Annotated in this window: 13 protein-coding genes; 5 read left to right on the top strand and 8 right to left on the bottom strand. The window is 60.1% G+C overall.

Translation table 11 applies throughout. From position 1 onward, the window contains the following. Nucleotides 1-261: 261 nt before the first annotated feature. From zigA to ACZ48V_RS04685, 4 genes are all read left to right on the top strand, one after another. Nucleotides 262-1,461, top strand: coding sequence for a zinc metallochaperone GTPase ZigA (gene zigA / locus ACZ48V_RS04700; RefSeq protein WP_464542073.1), 1,200 nt, complete (start codon nucleotides 262-264; stop codon nucleotides 1,459-1,461). 210 nt (nucleotides 1,462-1,671) lie between these two features. Next, complete coding sequence (locus ACZ48V_RS04695; protein ID WP_464542071.1) at nucleotides 1,672-2,283, top strand: riboflavin synthase; 612 nt, start codon at nucleotides 1,672-1,674, stop codon at nucleotides 2,281-2,283. An 80-nt stretch (nucleotides 2,284-2,363) separates the two neighbouring features. Next, nucleotides 2,364-3,074: a J domain-containing protein gene (locus ACZ48V_RS04690; RefSeq protein WP_464542069.1), complete on the top strand. Its 711-nt coding sequence runs from the start codon at nucleotides 2,364-2,366 to the stop codon at nucleotides 3,072-3,074. 172 nt (nucleotides 3,075-3,246) lie between these two features. Then, nucleotides 3,247-4,038 (top strand): tetratricopeptide repeat protein, encoded by a 792-nt coding sequence (locus tag ACZ48V_RS04685; RefSeq protein WP_464542067.1) that lies wholly within the window; start codon nucleotides 3,247-3,249, stop codon nucleotides 4,036-4,038. Nucleotides 4,039-4,649: 611 nt separating this feature from the next. Here the strand turns inward: ACZ48V_RS04685 and ACZ48V_RS04680 are convergent. The 7 genes from ACZ48V_RS04680 to ACZ48V_RS04650 all read right to left on the bottom strand — a co-directional run bounded on the left by ACZ48V_RS04680 (nucleotide 4,650) and on the right by ACZ48V_RS04650 (nucleotide 17,037). Continuing rightward, entirely contained in the window at nucleotides 4,650-5,711 is a 1,062-nt protein-coding gene (locus ACZ48V_RS04680; protein ID WP_464542065.1) for a DUF2231 domain-containing protein, read from the bottom strand. 44 nt (nucleotides 5,712-5,755) lie between these two features. After that, nucleotides 5,756-7,795 carry a heavy metal translocating P-type ATPase gene (locus tag ACZ48V_RS04675; protein WP_464542063.1) on the bottom strand — a complete coding sequence of 680 codons (2,040 nt, stop codon included), beginning with the start codon at nucleotides 7,793-7,795 and terminating at the stop codon, nucleotides 5,756-5,758. 370 nt (nucleotides 7,796-8,165) lie between these two features. Next, nucleotides 8,166-10,022, bottom strand: a complete 1,857-nt coding sequence (locus ACZ48V_RS04670; protein WP_464542061.1) for an efflux RND transporter periplasmic adaptor subunit — start codon at nucleotides 10,020-10,022, stop codon at nucleotides 8,166-8,168. Between the two features lie 71 nt (nucleotides 10,023-10,093). Then, nucleotides 10,094-11,701, bottom strand: a complete 1,608-nt coding sequence (locus tag ACZ48V_RS04665) for a TolC family protein (protein ID WP_464542059.1) — start codon at nucleotides 11,699-11,701, stop codon at nucleotides 10,094-10,096. A 59-nt stretch (nucleotides 11,702-11,760) separates the two neighbouring features. Beyond that, a complete protein-coding gene (locus ACZ48V_RS04660; protein ID WP_464542057.1) occupies nucleotides 11,761-15,438 on the bottom strand; it encodes an efflux RND transporter permease subunit in 3,678 nt (1,225 codons plus the stop codon). 583 nt (nucleotides 15,439-16,021) lie between these two features. Further along, on the bottom strand, nucleotides 16,022-16,408 hold the full coding sequence (locus ACZ48V_RS04655; protein WP_464542055.1) for a cupredoxin domain-containing protein: 387 nt from the start codon (nucleotides 16,406-16,408) through the stop codon (nucleotides 16,022-16,024). 164 nt (nucleotides 16,409-16,572) lie between these two features. After that, the gene (locus ACZ48V_RS04650) at nucleotides 16,573-17,037 is read right to left on the bottom strand and encodes a hypothetical protein (RefSeq protein ID WP_464542053.1); all 465 of its coding nucleotides are present in this window, start codon (nucleotides 17,035-17,037) and stop codon (nucleotides 16,573-16,575) included. Nucleotides 17,038-17,306: 269 nt separating this feature from the next. Between ACZ48V_RS04650 and ACZ48V_RS04645 the strand changes: the two genes are divergently transcribed. Continuing rightward, nucleotides 17,307-17,678: a DUF411 domain-containing protein gene (locus tag ACZ48V_RS04645; protein ID WP_464543100.1), complete on the top strand. Its 372-nt coding sequence runs from the start codon at nucleotides 17,307-17,309 to the stop codon at nucleotides 17,676-17,678. 107 nt (nucleotides 17,679-17,785) lie between these two features. Here the strand turns inward: ACZ48V_RS04645 and ACZ48V_RS04640 are convergent, their stop codons facing one another. Further along, the gene (locus tag ACZ48V_RS04640; RefSeq protein ID WP_464542051.1) at nucleotides 17,786-19,639 is read right to left on the bottom strand and encodes a BatD family protein; all 1,854 of its coding nucleotides are present in this window, start codon (nucleotides 19,637-19,639) and stop codon (nucleotides 17,786-17,788) included. Between the last annotated feature and the right edge of the window lie 101 nt (nucleotides 19,640-19,740).

Genomic DNA, 19,740 nt, shown 5'->3' with positions numbered 1-19,740 from the left:
GATAGTCGGGCTGCTCCGAGCGGCAGCGCAGAGCTCTTGCCTATAAACTAAAACTAAGCAGGCTTCTAAGTTTAACGGAGACACTTTACATATCGCAAGGCACACACATCATCGCAAAAATAGTACCCATATACAACACATCCGCTTGAAAACTACCACGAATCCTCTACGCCCACGCTCCACGACCCATACGCAACATACACATGTCGTGTGTATTACATAGGGTACTCTGGTTATACTCTGTATTTAATGCTCCGTAATATGGCGCGCTTACCTGTTACCGTGCTTTCCGGCTACCTTGGCGCTGGAAAGACCACACTCCTTCACCACATCCTGCACAACGATCATGGCAAGCGCATCGCCGTCATCGTGAACGACATGTCTGAGGTTAACGTGGATGCCGCACTCGTTGAGGGCGACGAGGTGGGTGTTACCCGTGCTGATGCGAACCTGGTCGAGATGTCGAACGGATGCATCTGCTGTACCCTGCGCGAAGATCTGCTCGTGGAGGTGAAACGCCTGGCCCGGAACGGACACTTCGACTATCTGGTGGTGGAGTCGAGCGGGATCTCGGAACCTATGCCGGTAGCGGTAACCTTCGATTTTTCGGATGAGCACGGCGATGCTCTCTCGTCGTTTGCTCGCCTCGACACCATGATCACCGTCGTAGATGCCGAGCGCTTTCCGAGCGACTTCAACTCGACGGAACGCCTGCACGATCGCGATCAAGAGGTAGATGCCGACGACACGCGCTCTATTGTTGACCTACTTGTGGATCAGGTGGAGTTTGCTAATGTGATCCTACTCAACAAAACCGACCTGGTCGATGACACGCAGATCGACTATCTGACGGGCGTGCTGCGAAGCTTGAATCCGGATGCGGAGATCATTCCTACCACGCACAGTCGGGTGCCTCTCGACCGGATACTCGACACCGGACAGTTCGACCTGGAGGCTGCCCAGGAAATGCCGGGCTGGCTGAAGGAGCTGCACGGCGAGCCTATTCCGGAGACCGAGGAGTACGGCATCGGCAGCTTTGTGTACCGTGCCCGCCGCCCGTTCCATCCGCAGCGGTTCTGGGACACGCTGCATGGCTCCTGGCCGGGCGTTATTCGCGCGAAAGGGTTCTTCTGGCTGGCAACGCGCATGCAGCAGGTCGGTGAGCTCTCGCAGGCCGGGCGCCTCCGCGACTTTCGTCCGGCAGGATACTGGTGGGCGGCGGTGCCTGAAGCGCGCTGGCCCGACAGTGCGGAACTACGTGCCGACATCGAGGCGCGCTGGGAACCCGACATTGGGGACCGGCGCCAGGAGCTCGTGCTCATCGGCGTGAACATGCCCGAGGCTAACCTGCGAGCACGGCTGGATGCGTGCCTGCTCACCGAGGCAGAGATGGAGCAGCTCCTTACAGGCGACCTGACGCTCCCTGATCCGTTCCCGGCCTGGCAGATGACGGAGGCGTAACCTTGCTGGCAGACTGCTGACCAACTGCTGGAAGAGCCGTATACGGACGAAATGTGCTGCGCACATCCTGTTTACCGTAAAGTGACTGGCTGTTCGCACGCGAGTTCACACCATCGTTGAAGCCATGGCGATCTCTATTTGGCTGCAGGCGTAGCATAAAGGCATTTGCTTTCGCATCCTTCTGCCCCTGTAGAGCCCCCATATACGCTTATGTTTACTGGTATTGTTAAAGACGTTGGACACATCACGGAGATTGAGGACCTCGGTGGCGGCATCCGGTTTACGATTCGCAGCCAGTTTGCGCCGGAGCTGAGCATAGACGAGAGCATTTCGGTAAACGGTGCCTGCCAGACGGTCGTCGCGGCCGATGACGAAACGTTTGCGGTCGACTCGATTGAGGAAACGCTGCGGAAGACTACGTTCAGCACGCTGTCGGTGGGCGACCCGGTCAACCTGGAGCGTCCACTCAAGGCGGGGGGGCGCCTCGACGGGCATTTCGTGCAGGGGCATGTGGATGCGACGGGGACGATTACGGAGGTGGAGCGTGAAGGCACGGATTGGCTCTACACGGTGTCGTTTCCGGATACGTTTCAGCGTTACTTGATCCCGGTCGGCTCTATTACGATCGACGGTATTAGCCTGACGGTGGCGCGCATCGGGGAGGGCACGCTGACGGTCGCTATCATCCCGCACACCTACGCGCACACAATCGTATCGGACGCCTGGACGGAGGGCGCGCCGGTGAACTTGGAGTTTGATATGCTGGGAAAATACGTGGTCGGGTTTATGGAGGAGAAGGAGCACGCGGCAACGGATCTGTAGGTCCGCCGGCTCGTTAAGATTACGTGTGGAGGCGTTCGATGCGTCTTCTTTCGTATGTCATATCTGCGAACATACCCGGTATGCCGACCCCTCGCTCTCGCTATCGTACCTGCCCCGACAATCCGTACCATGTGCTGGGCGTGCCGCCCGATGCGAGCCAGCGTGCCATCAAACGGGCTTTTCGGAAGCGGGCCCTGGAGTGCCACCCCGACCGGGCAGCAGCGGGCGAGGAAGCAGCCTCCACCGAGGAGTTTGTGCGTGTACGTGAGGCGTTCGATCTACTCAGCGACCCGGCATCCCGGCGTCGGTATGACGAACAGCGCGCTGCGCGGCGCCGGCGGTCGCGCAGGCGAGCACGTCCATCGAACGGGGCTACCCCGTCTGCATCGAAGGGGCGTTCGTCGTCGCGCTGGCGGCGTGCGCAGCGCAAGGGCCGCGAGCATGCCGATCGCCGGGCACGCCGCTATGCCCGGCGCCGTGAGGGTGGACGGTTTGCCCGGGCATGGCGCAACGAGGAGACGCCCAATGTATGGGTAGGGCCTATGTCGGAACGCATCAATGGGCTCTCGCGCAAGCATGACCTGCTACACCAGCATCACCGTACAGTTGTGCCTGCAGGCGGCATACTGGGGGCAGTGGTGTTTCTGTCAAACCCGACCATCATCCACACAACCGGGTCGCCCCTTGTTGATCTTGCACTCTGCGTGTTCATCAGCGCGGCCTGTGGCTTTGCCGTAAGCATGCTGGTGGGCGTGGTTCACGTGCTGTTTCAGGAACGACGTGCCGCATAATCTATTTTCGCTCCCTGGATTGACGGCGCGTCTGTATGCGACCATGAAGGCGTGCGCCTCGTGTTGCTCTTTCCTGATGCCTCTTTCATCCGCTATGGAAAGCCCCTTTCAACAAAGCGCTCAACAAGGCGCTGCTCGGGTATGCAGGCTTGCAGCCACTCTTCTACTGGCTATGGCCGCCCCTGTCTACAGCCAGGCTTCTCCGCCTCCTCAAGACCCTGTGCTTACAACGCATGAGCTGCTCATGGAGCGCAGCCTCTCTATCTCAACGGATGTGCAGTTGCACAACCGTCTCATAGAGCTGGAACGCGAGCGCAGTACAGGCGAGTTTGTGCGCATCATGGAGGAGCTGAAGGCACTGTCTGTCGCCTTCCCCGATAACGGCGAAGTGCTGTGGCGACTGGCGCGCACCCGCACCGATGTAGCCGAGCGCGACCCCGACGCATCGCAGCGCGAAGCCCTGCTACGCCAGTCCCTGACCGATGCCAAGCGTGCCGTGGAGCTGCTGCCGGAGCACTCCAATGCCCATCTTACCAAAGCTGTTGCCGCCGGTCGGACGGCGCTCGTAGCAGGCACCCGCGAACGGGTCGAACTCTCGCGTACGGTACACTCTTTTTCGAATCGCGCTATCGAACTCGACCCGAGCAACGACCTCGCCTATCATGTGCGCGGACGCTGGGCCTATGAGGTGGCCGACCTTGGATTTGTGGCGCGCCGCATTGTGCAGATCGTCTACGGCGGGCTTCCCAGTGCGTCGTATGCGGATGCGGCCGCCGACTACCAGCGGGCGATCGACCTCGAAGAGCGTGTAGTACATCGCTTTGAACTGGGACGCACCTACATCCAGATGGGTCGTCCCGACAGTGCACGTGCTCAACTGCAACGCGTACTTGACCTTCCCATCGGCGACGTCACCGACCCGCTTTACAAAGCCCGGGCGGCCCGCTTGCTCGCAAACCTGTAGCACGATGCAACGGCACCTCCTGCTCCCCCGGTGGCGCCCAGCACAAGCTGCGTGAGTCGTTGGACCCGATGGCGGATCCGCCGAACCGCTCGGCAAAGTCGCGGGCCTGAACGACGTTTGACGGCAGTTCAGCCATCACGGCAAGCACCTTATCGGCCTCTTCGGGCGTTCGGCAGAAGGGAATCATCACGACGATGTGTTATATCTAAGCGCCCGTCGTATTGCACGGGTATTGGGCCTCGATCGGTCGCGACTTAGCCGGTTCAAAACGTATTTGTCAGCCACATATCCCGATCGCTTTCAACCGCCCGTGTGGGTGTGTTAGGTGGCCCAGCAAAATACGTGCACGTCTTGTCACCAGAAGGAAGGAGCCTACGACCGACGCGGCACTGTGAGCGCAGCGAACGAGACGCCTGGGGGCCATTTCATGCCCTCGTTTGATCGGTTGCGATCCATTGAATGGCATGAGATTACCTCGTCGGTAACGCTCCTCGCAATGACACGCAATGACATACGCAAAGATACGTTTGTCTCCCCACATAAGTGAAAGGCACGATTATAGGCTGCCCCACTACTGACGCTACAGATACAGTACGTCCATGCTGTGGCCTCTACTCAATGGCCTGAACCGTCATTCGTCTGAGCGTAACGGTTCCGCTCCCCTCAATCAGGAGTCCGGTTTGACCGGCCTCAGGTGCTGAGGTATGCGTATGCGCAATGGTTTCATGGTTTACGTAGCCGTAGAAGTGACCATCTACTCCTGTTGCGCGCATGGTAACCCATCCGTTAACATTGTGGGAGACCTCGTCCTGGATGTCGTCTTCGCCATTCAATAGCCGCCCCTGCCCGAATCGTCCATTCGACGTACGCCAGTAGTGCAGATCTTCGGAAGATGTGACGTTATGAATCAGAGCTACCGTTCCGTCGAAGGCATCGGTGTTCAGATCGCTGCTGATCTCTACGCCGCTGAGCTCATTGCCTGTCACGACGAGAAGCGCTCCATCAATGTCTGATATTTCGAGCCCAGGCCCATTCTCCTCATTCTCCACGATCTCAAGCTCAACGGCATCCGGGTCCCCCTTCAGCCAAGTGAATGACTCTTTGAAGGCCGCGCTGGCCCCCTCAGTAATACGCCATGTCCAGCTACCATCATCTTCGAACACGGGCTCTGCCTCTGCAATACGCTGGGCCTTTTGGATCGCATCCAGTTCTGCACGCAGCTCTTGCGCAGCGCTGACCCCCACGCCATGTGCATAAACAAGCTCTCCGCCCCGCTCGCTTCCTTGCCAGAGCAAGAGCATCCCTGGCAGAGCCATCAGCCATAGCCCGAGCCCCAACCAGCGGTTGGGTTCAGCATTCGATAGGAACGCACCAATACGGATCAGCGCGTATGCGCCGAAGAAAAGCAGCGTGTAGAAGGCCCAATCTTCATGCGTAGTTAGTGTGGCCATTGCCTCGGTTGGTACATCCAACGACTCGGCAGCCCGCTGACCGCTCAGGTAGGCGGCTCCTGTGCCAATTGCGCCAAGGACATAAAGAATCACTGCTGTCAGCGATAAGGCTTTCCGCCGAACAAGTGCAGCAACCAGATCGACGAGCACAGCGCCAACCAGCAGCCCAATGGGTACGTGTACAATGAGCGGATGTATGTTTGGAAGCCAATCGGGAAGCATGGGCTTGCATTTTTACAGATGAGGACGAAGACAAGGTACCGATCTCAGGCAGCACTGAGATCATGCCGCCGCATCAGCATCGCGTTGATGGCAACGATTACGGTGGAGGTGCTCATGAAGACCGCACCGACCGCCGGGGAGAGCAGCACGCCCAGAGGGAAGGCCACACCGGCCGCCAGCGGAAGGGCTATGGCATTGTAACCCGTGGCCCAGAACAGATTCTGAATCATCTTTTGGTACGTGATGGCCGATAGACGCAGCGCGCGGGTGACGTCCTCGGGGTCGTTGTCGACAAGCACGAGGTCGGCAGATTCGATGGCGACGTTCGTGCCGGCACCGATGGCGATGCCGAGGTTCGACTGGGCGAGCGCCGGGGCGTCGTTGATGCCATCCCCCACGAAGGCGACCTGCTGCCCCTCGTGCTGCAGGTCCTTGACGATCTCGGCCTTGTCGCCGGGCAGGACGCGTGCGTAGTAGCGCTCAATGCCGAGTTCGTCGGCCACCGTCTGGGCCACCGCTTCCGCATCGCCGGTAATCATAACGGATTCGACGCCCATCTCCCGAAGCGCCTCGACGGCGGCCCTTGCACTGGGCCGCACCTGGTCGGCGAGAGCGATGAGGGCGACCACAGCCTCTTCATCCATCAGCGCGACGACGCTCTCGCCCCGCTCGTTGACAGCGTCGTACGGCTCCTGCAACTCATCGGGAAAGTCGATGCCGAACTCCTCGCGCCATTCGAGTTGGCCGATGCGATAGGTTTGTCCGTTTAAGCGTCCATTGACACCTTTCCCGGCAGTCACCCCAAAGTCCTCGATGGCAGGGGGCTGCAGATCGCGCTCCCGGCCAGCCGTCACAATAGCCGCGGCCAGGTGGTGCTCCGAGCGATTTTCCAGCGCCGCGGCGAGCTTGAGTGCCTCATCTTCGTCGATGCCGTTCGTGTGGATCGACTGCACGACGTGCTCGCCCTTTGTGAGCGTCCCGGTCTTGTCGAAACACACCACGTCGATGTCTCGCGCCCGCTCGAAGGCCTCCCGGTTGCGCACGAGGATGCCATTCTGGGCCGACATGGACGTGGCGTTCACCACTACGAGCGGGATGGCGAGCCCGAGCGCGTGCGGGCAGGCCATCACGAGGACCGTTACTGTGCGTACGATGGCGAAGTTAAACTCGTAGCCGATCAGGAGCCATGTGATGAAGGTGAGGGACCCCGCGCCGATGGCAATGAGCGTGAGCCAGAAGGCCGCGCGGTCGGCCAGGTTCTGAAACTGACTGCGTGATTCCTGCGCTTCTTCCACGAGCCGCTGCACCTGACTGAGCGTGGTTTCGCCGCCGGTGCGCTTGACCTTGACCGTCAGCGCCCCCTCGCCGTTGACGCCGCCCGCCACCACCTCGTCGCCCTCTTCTTTCGGTACCGGCTTCGACTCGCCCGTAAGAAACGCCTCATTCACGCTCGACGCGCCATCGACGACGTCGCCGTCAGCCGGAATCTGGTCGCCGGGGCGGATGAGGATGCGGTCGCCTTCCTGGAGTTCGTGGACAGGCACCGTTTCCGTACTGCCATCGTCCCGAAGCAGCCGCGCCTCGTTTGGAACGAGTTCGGCCAGATGCTCCAACGCTTTGCTCGCTCCCTCCACCGACGCCATCTCGATCCAATGGCCCAGCAGCATAATCAGGATGAGTGTCGAGAGCTCCCAGTACAATTCCATGCCCGGTGCGCCGAACGTCACAGCGAGGCTATACCCGTAGGCCACGGTGATGGCCATGGAGATGAGCGTCATCATGCCCGGCTGGCGAGCGCGTATCTCGTGCACGAAGCCCTTCAGGAAGGGCCAGCCCCCGTAAAAAAAGAGCACGGTGCCAAACACGGGCCCCACCCACTCAGCTCCCGTAAAGGGGACCGCCTCGTAGCCAAACCAGCGTTGAATATCCTCCGAAAGGTAAAGAATCGGAAGCGTAAGCACGAGGCTCAGCCAGAACCGGTCGCGAAATGCCGCGGGGCTGTGATGATCGTGGTCGCTGTGATCGTGGCTGTTACCGTGCTCGGCGTGGTCGTGGTGAGCATGGCCGTGGTTCGAGTGTGCCATATCGATTTGGGTGTTCTGTTTATAGAAAGCGGCATGGTACATGACAAAAAATTGCGAGCCTTCATATTCGTCTCGGTGATCAGCGCCTTCCCCAATCAGAGGCGTCGATCAAAACCGTTTCAACGGGACGACTGCACTATCACGCTTGATTGTTTCGCGCTTGAGCGCAAAATCCCTCCCCCTACATCCCCCTCCTCCGAGGGGGACTTCATGAAAGCGCCCTCTGGTTCCTTCCTCCCTGGGGAGGAAGGGTAGGATGGAGGGGAAACCATTCATCTGAACCCACCCTTTTGGGGGTGACATGCCCCTATGAAGAGTCGTCTGACTTTTGTCGTGTACTGTAAGAAAGCGGTGTAATCGAGAACAAGAGTCACTCATCCAACCGCTCAATCACCTCCCCACACCCGAGCATATTTTCGGGCAGATACGGGTTGCGGATCTCCTCTTCATCGCTGATCCAGTAGGCGCCATCGTCTCCAAACGCCATAGGACAATACTGCCGATACGCAACCCCATCAATACCAAATCGCTGAATGCTGTAGGCCAACACAAGCGAGATGGTGTTGAACTCGGCCCGAATCCCATCAAGGTTTTCCGCATGCTCAACGTGGCTTAGGTGCGATTCGAGGGCGGTCAGATCTTCCATCCAGGCGTCGTGAGGGGCGTCGTCAAGAAGGGTCATATCCACCTCACCGAGGGTGGCCTGTAGCGTTTGGAGATGCGAACGGGCGGCGGCTTCGTCGGAGTCAATGAGTGCATCTCGGACGCTCAGATAGTCGCTGATCACATCGGTCAGTTGGGCGCGAAACGCATCGGGCACCTCGTCATGAAAGGTCTGCTCCGGGGCTTCGAGGTCATGCTCGTCCTCCTCCATTTCGCCGTGATCCATCTCACTATGATCCATCCCATCATCCTCCATGTCCCCATTCATATCCCCATGATCATGCCCACCGGGTGCAGCGCCGGTGCCGGGTTCGACGTTCATCATACTGCGGCGGTCGGCAAGCTGAAACTCGCTGTCGATGCGAAACGCGCCGTGGGTAACCACGTGCTCGCCGGCTTCGAGCCCATCGGTAATGACGTAGTCGTTGCCCATGCGCGGTCCAAGCGTCACTTCGCGAGCTTCGAAGCGGGGGGCATCGGCCTGGGTATCGTGCACGTACACGAGCGAGCGCGGTCCCGTCCACAGTACAGCACTCGATGGCACAACCAACTGCTCCGCCTCTGCATCCGCCTGAATGGTGCCCCGCACGAGCATGTCGGGCTTCAGGCGTCCCCCCGGATTGGCAATCTCAGCGCGCACACGTACGGTACGGCTGTCCGGATCTATCATGGGATCGATGTAGCTGATGGTGGCTTCGTGGGTATCTGACGCCTGTCCCCGGGCATGAAAGGTGACGGATTGCCCGGTATTGAGCCACTGTAGGTCTTCTTCGTACGCCTCAAACACAACCCAGAGCGCACCCAGGTCGGCCACCTCGTAAAGTACCGATCCCTGCTGCACATACTGCTCGCGAGTCACATTGCGCTCCATCACAATGCCCGACACGGGGGCCGTGATGTTCACTTCGGTCTGCACGTCCCCGGCCTCCTCGATACGCTGAATCTCTTCCTCCGAGAGTTCCCAGAGGCGCAGCTTCTGCCGGGCGGACTCCACCATTTCGGGGCGGCGATCCGCATAGCGCAGGGCCTCCAGCAGTTCGCGCTGTGCACTGATCAGGTCGGGCGAGTAGAGCGTGCCCATCGTTTGGCCTGCGCGGATGGGGGCTCCGGTAAAGTCGACATTCAAGTTGCGGATGCGCCCGTCTACATGGGCAGTTACAGAGGTGATACGCCGCTCGTCAACTTGCAGCCGTCCGGGCAGGCGGAGCTCACGCGTGGGCACCCGCTCCTCCACGCGGCTGGTCTGCACCTGCGCCAGTTCGGTGGCGGTTTCGGTCATGACGAGCGCGAAGTCGCCCGTGTCTTCGGTCTGGCTGGCGGGGATCAGGTCCATGCCGCAGATCGGACACGAGCCGGGCTGCTCCTCGCGCACCGATGGATGCATGGAGCACGTCCATACCTGGGCATCAGCAGCCTCGCCGTTGTCGGAGCCATGGTCGGCGTGTTCAGTAGACGCGTCGGTTGGTGCTGGATCGGAGGCCGATCCGCCAAAGAGCACGTAGCCCAGCAGCAGTCCGGTTCCGATCAGGGCTGCGCCGATCCAGAGGTTCGTTTTCGTAGGCATGATGCGTTGGGTCATAGTCAGGGAGTGCGTCGGGGCACATCGCCGATGTGTCCGTGCGGAAGGAGGGCGGCTCAGGGAGCGAAGTCAGGAGCGGGGCGATTGGGGCTGCGGGCAAGCGCTTCGAGGCGCGCCCGTGCGCGATGCTGGTCGGCCTTTGCATCAACGATGGCCAGGGTATAGTCGAGCATCTGGCGTTGCATGCGGATAATCTCATCGAAGGAGGTGCGCCCGGATACGTAGTCCTCGCGTAGGACATCGAGCGCCTGGGCTGCGCGCGGAAGCAGTTCCTCGCGGTGGAGCGTAAGGCGGCGCGTGGCGTCGCGATACGCCTGCACCTCGCGCTCGACGGTTGTGCGAAGCTCTCTTTCAAGCGCGTGCTGCGCATGCTGGGTGCGCTGACGTTCGGCGTCTGTCTCGCGCTGCCGCGCCCGGTGCTGTTCGCGAAAGAGAGGCACCTGTACGGTCGCCATCAGGGCAATGCCTTCGTTCATGCGCTCCATCGTGCGCATCTGCATAAAGTCGCGCCCCATCACCTCTACGCCCAGCCCGATACGCGGGTAGCTCTCACGCCGCGCAATTTCAGCATCGGCGCGGAAGGCATCGTCCTGCGCATCAAAGCGATCCAGAGTGGGATTGCGATTGAGCACGATATCAGCAAGCGCGTCGGCATCAGCCGGGACGGTACGGTCGGCGAGCTGCAGGTCGGTGTCAGGAAGCCCCTCCGGCAGGTCGATGGATGCGTCGGGAGCGCGGTCGAGCAGGGCGTTGAAGGAAGCGCGGATGGGATTGCGGGCTTCGCGGAGCGTCTCCAGCTCGGTGCGCAGTTCCTCCTGCTCCATCTCGATGCGAAGCAGATCGACCTGTCCGCCCGAGGCACGCCCCGTTTCGTATCGGGTACGAATGATCGGCTCCAGGTCGTCGAGTAGCTCAATCTGCCGTTCGGTGAGCTCTACGGCGCGCTGCGCCCGGTAGTAGTCGAAGTACGCCGTCTGCACCTCGCGCATCATGTCGAGCCAAGCCGCCTCAAACTGCTGCTCCTGCGCCCGCGTGCGATGGTCGGCGGCGGTGCGACGGGCCGTGCGCGTGCCAAACCAGGGAAACATCTGCATGGCGGAGACCGCAAAGCGTCCGGGCAGACTCCCTTCTTGGTTGGGCGGATTCGCAAAGAACGCGAGGTTTACTTCTGGATTCGGCAACGCGCCCACTTGGGCCCGCTGATGCGACTGCGCGACTACCGCCTGGTACTGCGCCTGTAGCTGCGGATTGCTGGCCGCTGCTTGCTGCATATAATCGTCAAGCGGAGCCAACGCGTCGGCATCGGCCTCATGAAGAAGGGCATCGTACGGGGTGTCCTGGGCGGACGCCGGTACGCTTAGGATGAGCAAGACGATCAATATTGCAAACGAGTATACTTTGGCATCCCATCGCGCATTTGGTTGTTCATTTTTTTCTGGATAAAAAAACGAACCAAAAAAATCGCGGCTGGGAAGACTCGGGCTGAAGTCAGATCCCACGCCGCTGCAATCAATCAAACTCCCCCGGCTGGCACCGGTCTCAAACATGATTGATTGCGGACGCTCTGTTGCCTCCGACGTCCGGGCGCCCGACTCTTCGAGGCCGATGGGGCTCGTTTCGCGAAGGGAATCCGGCTTGAGAAAGTACGTTATATGTTGAGTCATTTCAGGCACAGGCTTGCGTAGGTTCAGGTCGTGAGGAACTCCATGGAGAACACAATGCGTCAGGGCCCATCCAGCGTCCACTCCTTCCAGAGAGCGTAGAGGACCGGCACTAGAAAAAGCGAGAGCACCTGCACGAGCATCCCACCAAAAATGGGCACCGCCATGGGCACCATGATTTCGCCCCCCTTGCCCGGCGTGGTCAAAATGGGAAGCAAGGCCAGCAGGGTGGTGCCGGTCGTCATCAGGCAGGGACGCACGCGGCGCATTCCAGCACGGACGGCTGCATCTCGAATCTCGGCCACGGTCGTGGGCGCTTCGCGGTCGAAGAGTTGCTTCAGATAGGTGGCCAGCACCACGCTGTTATCCACCGCGATGCCAAAGAGCGCGAGAAAGCCCACCCACACCGCCACGCTGAGGTTGATGGTGCCCATCTGAAAAAGGTCGCGGATCTCGGTACCCAGCAGATTCACGTTCAGGAACCACTCCTGTCCGTAGAACCACATCATCACAAACCCGCCGCTCCATGCAAGCGCAATCGCCGACAGAATGATGGCCGCGGTAATGGTGCTGCGGAACTGGAAGTAGATCAGCAGAAAGATGATGAGGAGCGTGATGGGCACGATCAGCGCCAGGCGGCTCGCGGCGCGCTGCTGGTTCTCAAATTCGCCCGCCAACTGGTAGGTTACGCCCTCGGGAAGCGTCAGATCGCCGCGCTCGATGGCGTCGTCGATCGCCAGGCCCGCGTGCTCGGCGGCTTCGACAGCCGAGGTGCCCGACTGCGCGTCGAACGTCACGTAGTTGACCGGAAAGGTATTCTCGCTTCGGATGTTCATCGGCCCCTCGGCGTATCCGATGTCCACAAGCTGACCGAGCGGAATCTGAGATCCGCTTGGAGTGGGGACCAGGATGCGAGCAATGGCTTCGGGGTGGTCGCGCATTTCACGGGCGTAGCGCACCCGTACCGGATACCGCTCGCGCCCCTCCACCGTCTGCGTAAGCGTTTCACCGCCCAGTGCAATGCCGATCACCGTCTGCACATCATCGACGGTGAGCCCGTGGCGCGCAAGGGCCGTCCGGTCGATATTAATCTCCAGGTACGGCTTGCCCGCCACCCGGTCGGCAAAGACCGACCCCGGACGCACGCCCTCGGCTTCGCGGATGATATCTTCGAGCTGGATCGATACGTCGTCGATGGTACCAAGGTCGGGGCCGAATACCTGCACGCCGATGGGTGCACGCATACCCGTTTGCAACATTACGAGGCGCGTTTCGATGGGCTGCAGACGGGGCGCCGAGGTCACGCCCGGCAGATCAGCGGCCTGCACGATCTCGGTCCAGATGTCATCTTTCGACTGGATATGGTCGCGCCACTGCCGGTAATAGCGTCCGCGGCGGTCGGGAATCAGGGCGCCGTTGGCATCGCGCACGAATTCGCCGTCGCTGTTTGTCTCAAAGCGCACGCGGCGCCCGCGCTCATCGGTCTTGTACTCGCTGGCGTACTGGATGACGGATTCGAACATGGAGACGGGCGCCGGGTCGAGGGCCGATTCGACGCGTCCGATCTTGCCAACGATGGTTTCTACTTCGGGGATACTGGCCACGCGCATGTCCATGATGCGCATCTGTTCGAGCGCCTCCTCGGTGCCTGCATGCGGCATGGTGGTGGGCATCAGCAGAAACGAGCCCTCGTCGAGCGTGGGCATGAACTCGCGGTCGAGCGTCTGCCAGCTAAACACGGCGGCGACAAGCAACAGAAGCGGCCCCAGCAGGAAGAGCCCCTTCCGCGTCATAAGGGCACGCAGCATGGTTTCGTAGTGACGCTGGAACAGCAAGAAGGCACCCAGGATGAGTACGACCGCAGCCAGCACAAAGAGCAGGCTAAACACGACGGGGTTTTCGGGGCCGAGGGGAAGCCACACGCCGGCAAGCAACCATCCGATACCCAGCACGATGATGCCAACCGCGATATACGGCTGGTATGTGCGCAACTGCTTCGCATCCACCAACCCCTGCCGATTGGGGAAAAGCACCGCCAGCCCGAGCAGGCCCAGCCCCAGCAGGATGAACCCGGCCCAGGGCATGTAAAAGAGGAGTGCGAGTCCGCCAAGCACCATCGCACCGTTGGCCCCGATGCGCATCCAGCGCTTGGTTTTTGTCCGAGCGAATAACGCGTGGGCAAATGGTGGAATGAGGGCAATGGTGATGACGAGCGCTGCGGCGAGCACAAACGTTTTCGTCCACGCCAGGGGCCCGAACAGGCGGCCCTCCGACGCCTCCAGCAAGAACACGGGCAGGAAGCTCACAATGGTAGTGGTGAGCGCAGTGATGACGGCGGGACTCACCTCGCTGGCGGCGCGGAAGATGACATCACGACGCGATTCATCGTCCTCGGCCTCATCGAGATGGCTCAGCATGTTTTCGGTCATGATGATGCCCATATCCACCACCGTTCCGATGGAAATGGCAATACCCGCCAGAGCCACGACGTTAGCATCAACCCCGACGTAGCGCATCATAATGAACGCCATGAGCACCGCCACGGGCAGCAGCGCCGACACAATGAACGACGCGCGCAGATGCATCACCATGATCATGATCACGATGATGGTGATGAGGATCTGCAGGGAGAGCGCTTCTTCGAGGGTGCCGAGTGTTTCGTAGATGAGGCCGGTGCGGTCGTAGAACGGCACAATTTCGAGCTGCGACACGGTGCCGTCGTCCAGGGTCTTCGAGGGCAGCCCGGTCTGGATCTGCTCAATCTGCGCGTGGACGTTCTCGATCACCTCCAGTGGATTCTCGCCATAGCGCGCCACCACCACGCCGCCGACCGCTTCGGTGCCGCCTTTGTCGAGCATGCCGCGCCGCTGAGCGGGACCCAGCGATACACGGGCTACATCGCGGATGCGAAGCGGGGTGTTTCCTTCACGCGCGTCAACCACGCTTTCTTCGATGTCGGACAGCGTTTCGATCTGTCCGCGTCCGCGCACGATGTACTCGGCGCGGTTCATTTCAAGCGTACGGGCGCCCACATCGCGGTTGCTCTTGCGGACGGCTTCGGCAATGTCGACGACGCTCACATCGCTTTCGCGCATGGCAAGCGGATCGATATCGATCTGGTACTCCTGCACGTGCCCGCCGATACTGGCCACCTCGGCCACCCCTTTAGCAGAAGCCAGCCCGTAGCGCACCTGGAAGTCCTGGATGCTGCGTAACTCGTGCAGATCCCAGCCGCCGGTGGGATTGCCGTCTTCGTCGCGCCCTTCGAGGGTGTACCAGAAGATCTGCCCGAGCCCGGTGGCATCGGGGCCGAGTTGGGGCTGCACGCCGTCGGGGAGGATATCGTCGGAGAGGGCGTTGAGCTTTTCGAGGATGCGCGTGCGGCTCCAGTAGAACTCGACATCTTCCTCAAAGATGATGTTGATCGTCGAGAAGCCAAACATGGAGCTGGAGCGCACCGCCTCTACGCCGGGCACACCGAGCAGCTCGGTGGTTAGCGGATACGTAATCTGATCGTCGACGTCCTGCGGCGACCGTCCGGACCACTCGGTGAACACAATCTGCTGGTTCTCCCCGATGTCGGGAATGGCATCAACGGGGACCGGATCGCGCGGGAGCACGTCGAGATCCCAGTCAAACGGCGCCGTAGCCACGCCCCATCCCACGAGCGCGAGCAGTAGCAATACCGCTACGAGCTTGTTGTCCAGAAAAAAGGCGATGATGCGATCTGTCAACGACATGGACATCCACTATTCAGTCGGGGGTACAAATGGAGTTCTGTGTCACGCGTGATTAGTTAACGCGGTGTACAAGTTTTCCATTATCCTTTTGGGCGCATATCCCCCTTTGTGGCTACGCGACATTTCTCCCTTCGCGAAGGGGGAAATCCCGAACAGCGTGAGGGAATGGCGGATGTGAGGACCGCGCATTCTGCGACAAGGCGGCGATCAACAAAGGAGGAAGGAAACCCGCACATGCCGTTAGTTGGGCGTTTGAGAGCACAGAATCCCTCCCCTAACCCCCCTTCTTCTGAGAGGGAGTGACAGCCTGCCGATACTAACAAAGCACCTGTCATGGTAAGCAAAGGCCGACGGAGGAGGCCGAAGTCAAACCATCTCCGCGGCACTCAGCAGACTTTGGCGATTCAGCAGCCCTGCCCTCCATTTCGGGGGAGATTTTTAATTCGCTACGCTCAAGATGACAATGCATGAACGGAGCGGTGCCTACCCAAAACGGACGTGTGACAACACTTAGAACCTGTTTTGATTTCTTAATTTGGGCTCCGAGCGGGGGAATCTGTTGGGTCCACGCACGCGATCGGGATTACGACTGAACCATCAGCGTACCACCGACCATGTCCATGCCGCATACGAAGGCAAATTCACCGTCTTCGGTCGGCGTCACTTCAACGGCGACGGGTTCATCCATCGGAAGCTCGACCGGATCCACGTCCAGGTCAGGGATCGTGACGTTTTCGATGCAGGGCGACTCGCCTTTGCGTGTGAAGATGAGCCGGGTTGTCGTGCCGGCTTCCAGCTGGATATGAGAAGGCTCGTAGCCGTTGTTGTGTACAGCAATCTCCACCGTGGACACGTCGTTTTGCGCTGTTAGCTGTTCACGGTCGTCTGCCGATGGGTCGTCATACCCACAGGCTACGAGCACAAACGCCAACGATAGAATAAGAGCAGGGGAAATAAGACGAGTAAACATAGCAATCAAAGGGGGAAGTAAACGTAGCATAACGGGATGCGTGAGGCCAAGCCCTGTTGGAAGGGAAGCCCCCAAATACGAACGTCCTGTGTTCGCCAGATGCGCCGAGGCTCAAGATGGACGCTCAACCTGGCGAGGCGACACAGGACCGTGCTACGCGATTGCTATATCAGAAATGAACTGTTGCGGATAACGAGTGACTGGCGTGCGGTAAGCGGGGGGCCACGATCAGAGAGTGGGGCGACGGTTGCGTGCTGCACGTTCGGAACCGCAACAGCGTGCAGCGATGCAGATGCTACCTGCATGTCATGCGCAACCGTAGCGCGCGGGTGTACCGCTTCGCTTGCCGCCTGCTGCATTTCGAGGTCGCAGCAGGTGTCTCCCGAAACGAGCACATCAGCCGGTTCAGGGGCATGCTCGTGACAGGGCACCGCGTCGTTATCGGCACCGTGGTTGCTCGGTGCCTCCTCGGCACCCGCCGGACAGCAGCAGACCAGCATCGAGGTCATGCTTCCCTGCTGCATCATCTGCGCACACACGTGCTGCGCGATGGGCGCGACGCTGCTTAAGAGCAGCGCGGCCATCGTAAGCAGTGTGCCAATCCGGTGCGTATGGGATAGGTGCCCCACAGAAAACGTTTAGCGCTTGGTTATAATAGCGTTTCAGATTATTAACGAGAGAGCAGAATCAGGGTTTCTTGGGCTATGGAGCCTTGTGCTTCCAGGGTCGTATACAAAAACACTCGCGTTATCCTGTATGCAGTCCTTCTCCCATGTTCAAGAATCTTTCTGCGGGCCCCATCCTCAAAGGTTTGGTTGCTGGTATCGTGCTGGCAGCTATTACGATATTTGCTCTTTCACAGTTTGGCGTTGTCTCTGCCTCTGACGACCTCCCGCCCATGACGGTCTATCAGGATCCAGACTGTGGATGCTGTGGCGACTGGATCGACCACCTTGAAGAAAATGGTTTTGAGGTCGAGGCCGAGTTTCGCAATGACATGGGCAACGTAAAGCAACAAGCGGGCGTACCGCAGCACCTAGGTTCGTGTCACACGGCTCTTGTCGGAGACTACGTGATTGAGGGCCACGTGCCGGCCGATGATATCAAGGCGCTGCTTTACAACGCGCCGGAAGGCATTCAGGGCCTCACCGTACCCGGCATGCCTGTGGGCTCGCCCGGTATGGAGCGCGGCGACCGGCTCGATCCGTACGACGTGCTTTCGTTTACGTCTGATGGAGCCACACGGGTTGTTGCCAGCTATGGTAAGTAGTTGTACAGCATCATATTGGCGGCATTGCCCCTCACACGAGACCGCATATTGGGGACTGGGGCTGCGTCTTCCCTCAAGCTGGCCCGTTCAGACTCAGCCAGTCAGACTCAGCGGGATATGAGCGGCTCCGTGGGAAGCGTAGCGTCGAGATGAAGTACCAGCGTATGCGCGGCATCGAGAGCGGCCAGCATCGAGTCGTACGAAGGCTCTGATGGACTAAACTGGGCCTGATCGCACGCTTTCAGAAGCTCCTGCGCAGTTTCGCGCACGGAAAAATCTACGCCGTGTGCCTTTAGCTCCGCATCAAGCATGCGATGTGTCATCCCACGTGCCGAGTGTCCGGTACGCTGCGCCACCAGTCCGACAACAGCGTGCTCCAGCGAACGATAGAACGGCTTCGAGGCATTCTCGCGCAGTGCATGCTGCGCCGCATCGAGATGCTGCTGCGTTTTCTGGATGTCCGCTGTAGCTACCTCTCCCGCTGCCGGAGACGTATCATCGTCTTCCGAATTTGCTCCTGCAACGAGCGCAGACCAAAGGCTCCCCCATATTCCGTAGCCCCATCCGCCGGCAATCAGCCCGGCAACTCCCAACCCGGCAATGATAACTCCCCAGGGCATCTCGTTAGACGAAGCACGGTCTTGCGAGGGAGCCGGGTCGGCCTCGGCAACGGTTTCGGAGGGCCGCTCCGGTCCAGGCTCCACGCGAACCCGGGCTGCCGGTGCCTGGTGGGTCACGTACGATTCCGCTTCCGGATCGAAGTAGCTCCATTCCATCTCTGGGATAGCAAATCCGGCAGTCGATCGGGGGACTACCGTGTAGGTAAACGTGCGCGTGCCCTGCAGCGTGGTGCCCTCGCGCTGCAGATCAACTTCTACCTCAGGGTCGAAGACATCGACGTGATCAGGGAGGTCGAGCAGTGGTGGTTCGATGCTGTAAAGATTTCCGTCTCCCGTTATCGTGATGCGAAACGTGAGTGCGTCGCCGACCTCAACGCGATCGGGGATGCGATTGCGCGTCCATTCAAAGCGTCCTACGGCTCCTTGAAAGGAGTCAGGAGCACCCTCGGGGAGTGGGTTTGCCTGCACGTCAACCGTTCCTGACGAGAGCAGAATTTCTTCGAACTGACGGTGCGCACCACGTGGGCGTCCCTGTTCCGACTGGAACCCAGGGGTTGCCTCCGTTTCCACCCGTAGCGGATCGATCTGAAGCATCCCTGTTTGCGTAGGAAAGGTGGCCACCCGCTTGATTACCAGATACCGGTAGGCTGCATCAGCATCTTCAGAGCGCGGCTGGCTCTCTACGGCTAGCTCCTCACGCCAGAATCCGGGGGCTTCCCAGGCGTCCGCCAGCCGGCTCTGACGCAGGCGCACTCCCGGGCGGTAGTACAGCCGGTACTCGATCCCAATCTGCTCACCCACGAAGACCTCCGCATCAGCCGGCGTTACCTCAATAAAGAGATCATCGCTGCTTACAAGTCCAGTAGGCGACTCGGCCTCTCGCTCCGTAATATGAAACGGCATTCCTGAGGGCGGCTGCCCGGCACGATTGGAGCGCGATGACACGTCGACATCAATAGCTCCGGTGGTGAGCTCCTGGTTCTGGATACGCACGGTGGTAGAACGAAGCTGCGCAGCGCCAGGACGCATGGGCCGGTAGCGCCAGGCGAAGACGACGGCACGCTCTGTATTGCTGCCCTCGCCCACGAGGTATTGCTCTGTGGAGGGTGTTGTGTCCAGCAGTACGAGATTGGACGTAGCCGGAGGCTCTGGTGTACTTATCTCCTCAAGCGCCGCTCCTCGAACTCGGATGGCGTATGTGAGACGGTCTTCAGATCCGATCGTGTGCGCATCGACACGGGCTTCGACCTGTATAGACGACTGCGCCACGCTCAGGGGGCCGCCCAGGCCAGCGAGTAGCCCAACGAGGATCAGTGCCAGAGGAAATACGCGCGCGGCCATTATCCAGGGATGATGAGGTATCTTAGAGGAGATCGCAAGAGCAAACGTACAGCACGTTCCTGTACGCGCAGCGGGATCGAGAGTTACAGGCAACTGCCCGC

This window comes from Longimonas haloalkaliphila, from assembly GCF_055379825.1.
This window is presented reverse-complemented; position numbering and strand designations above follow the sequence as displayed.

What these genes read in the sequence shown, in the direction of transcription:
- zigA (WP_464542073.1), top strand. Translation starts at nt 262, where the DNA reads ATGGCGCGCTTACCTGTTACCGTGCTTTCCGGCTACCTTGGCGCTGGA.
- ACZ48V_RS04695 (WP_464542071.1), top strand. Translation starts at nt 1,672, where the DNA reads ATGTTTACTGGTATTGTTAAAGACGTTGGACACATCACGGAGATTGAG.
- ACZ48V_RS04690 (WP_464542069.1), top strand. Translation starts at nt 2,364, where the DNA reads ATGCCGACCCCTCGCTCTCGCTATCGTACCTGCCCCGACAATCCGTAC.
- ACZ48V_RS04685 (WP_464542067.1), top strand. Translation starts at nt 3,247, where the DNA reads ATGGCCGCCCCTGTCTACAGCCAGGCTTCTCCGCCTCCTCAAGACCCT.
- ACZ48V_RS04680 (WP_464542065.1), bottom strand. Translation starts at nt 5,711, where the DNA reads ATGCTTCCCGATTGGCTTCCAAACATACATCCGCTCATTGTACACGTA.
- ACZ48V_RS04675 (WP_464542063.1), bottom strand. Translation starts at nt 7,795, where the DNA reads ATGGCACACTCGAACCACGGCCATGCTCACCACGACCACGCCGAGCAC.
- ACZ48V_RS04670 (WP_464542061.1), bottom strand. Translation starts at nt 10,022, where the DNA reads ATGCCTACGAAAACGAACCTCTGGATCGGCGCAGCCCTGATCGGAACC.
- ACZ48V_RS04665 (WP_464542059.1), bottom strand. Translation starts at nt 11,701, where the DNA reads ATGACTCAACATATAACGTACTTTCTCAAGCCGGATTCCCTTCGCGAA.
- ACZ48V_RS04660 (WP_464542057.1), bottom strand. Translation starts at nt 15,438, where the DNA reads ATGTCGTTGACAGATCGCATCATCGCCTTTTTTCTGGACAACAAGCTC.
- ACZ48V_RS04655 (WP_464542055.1), bottom strand. Translation starts at nt 16,408, where the DNA reads ATGTTTACTCGTCTTATTTCCCCTGCTCTTATTCTATCGTTGGCGTTT.
- ACZ48V_RS04645 (WP_464543100.1), top strand. Translation starts at nt 17,307, where the DNA reads ATGACGGTCTATCAGGATCCAGACTGTGGATGCTGTGGCGACTGGATC.
- ACZ48V_RS04640 (WP_464542051.1), bottom strand. Translation starts at nt 19,639, where the DNA reads ATGGCCGCGCGCGTATTTCCTCTGGCACTGATCCTCGTTGGGCTACTC.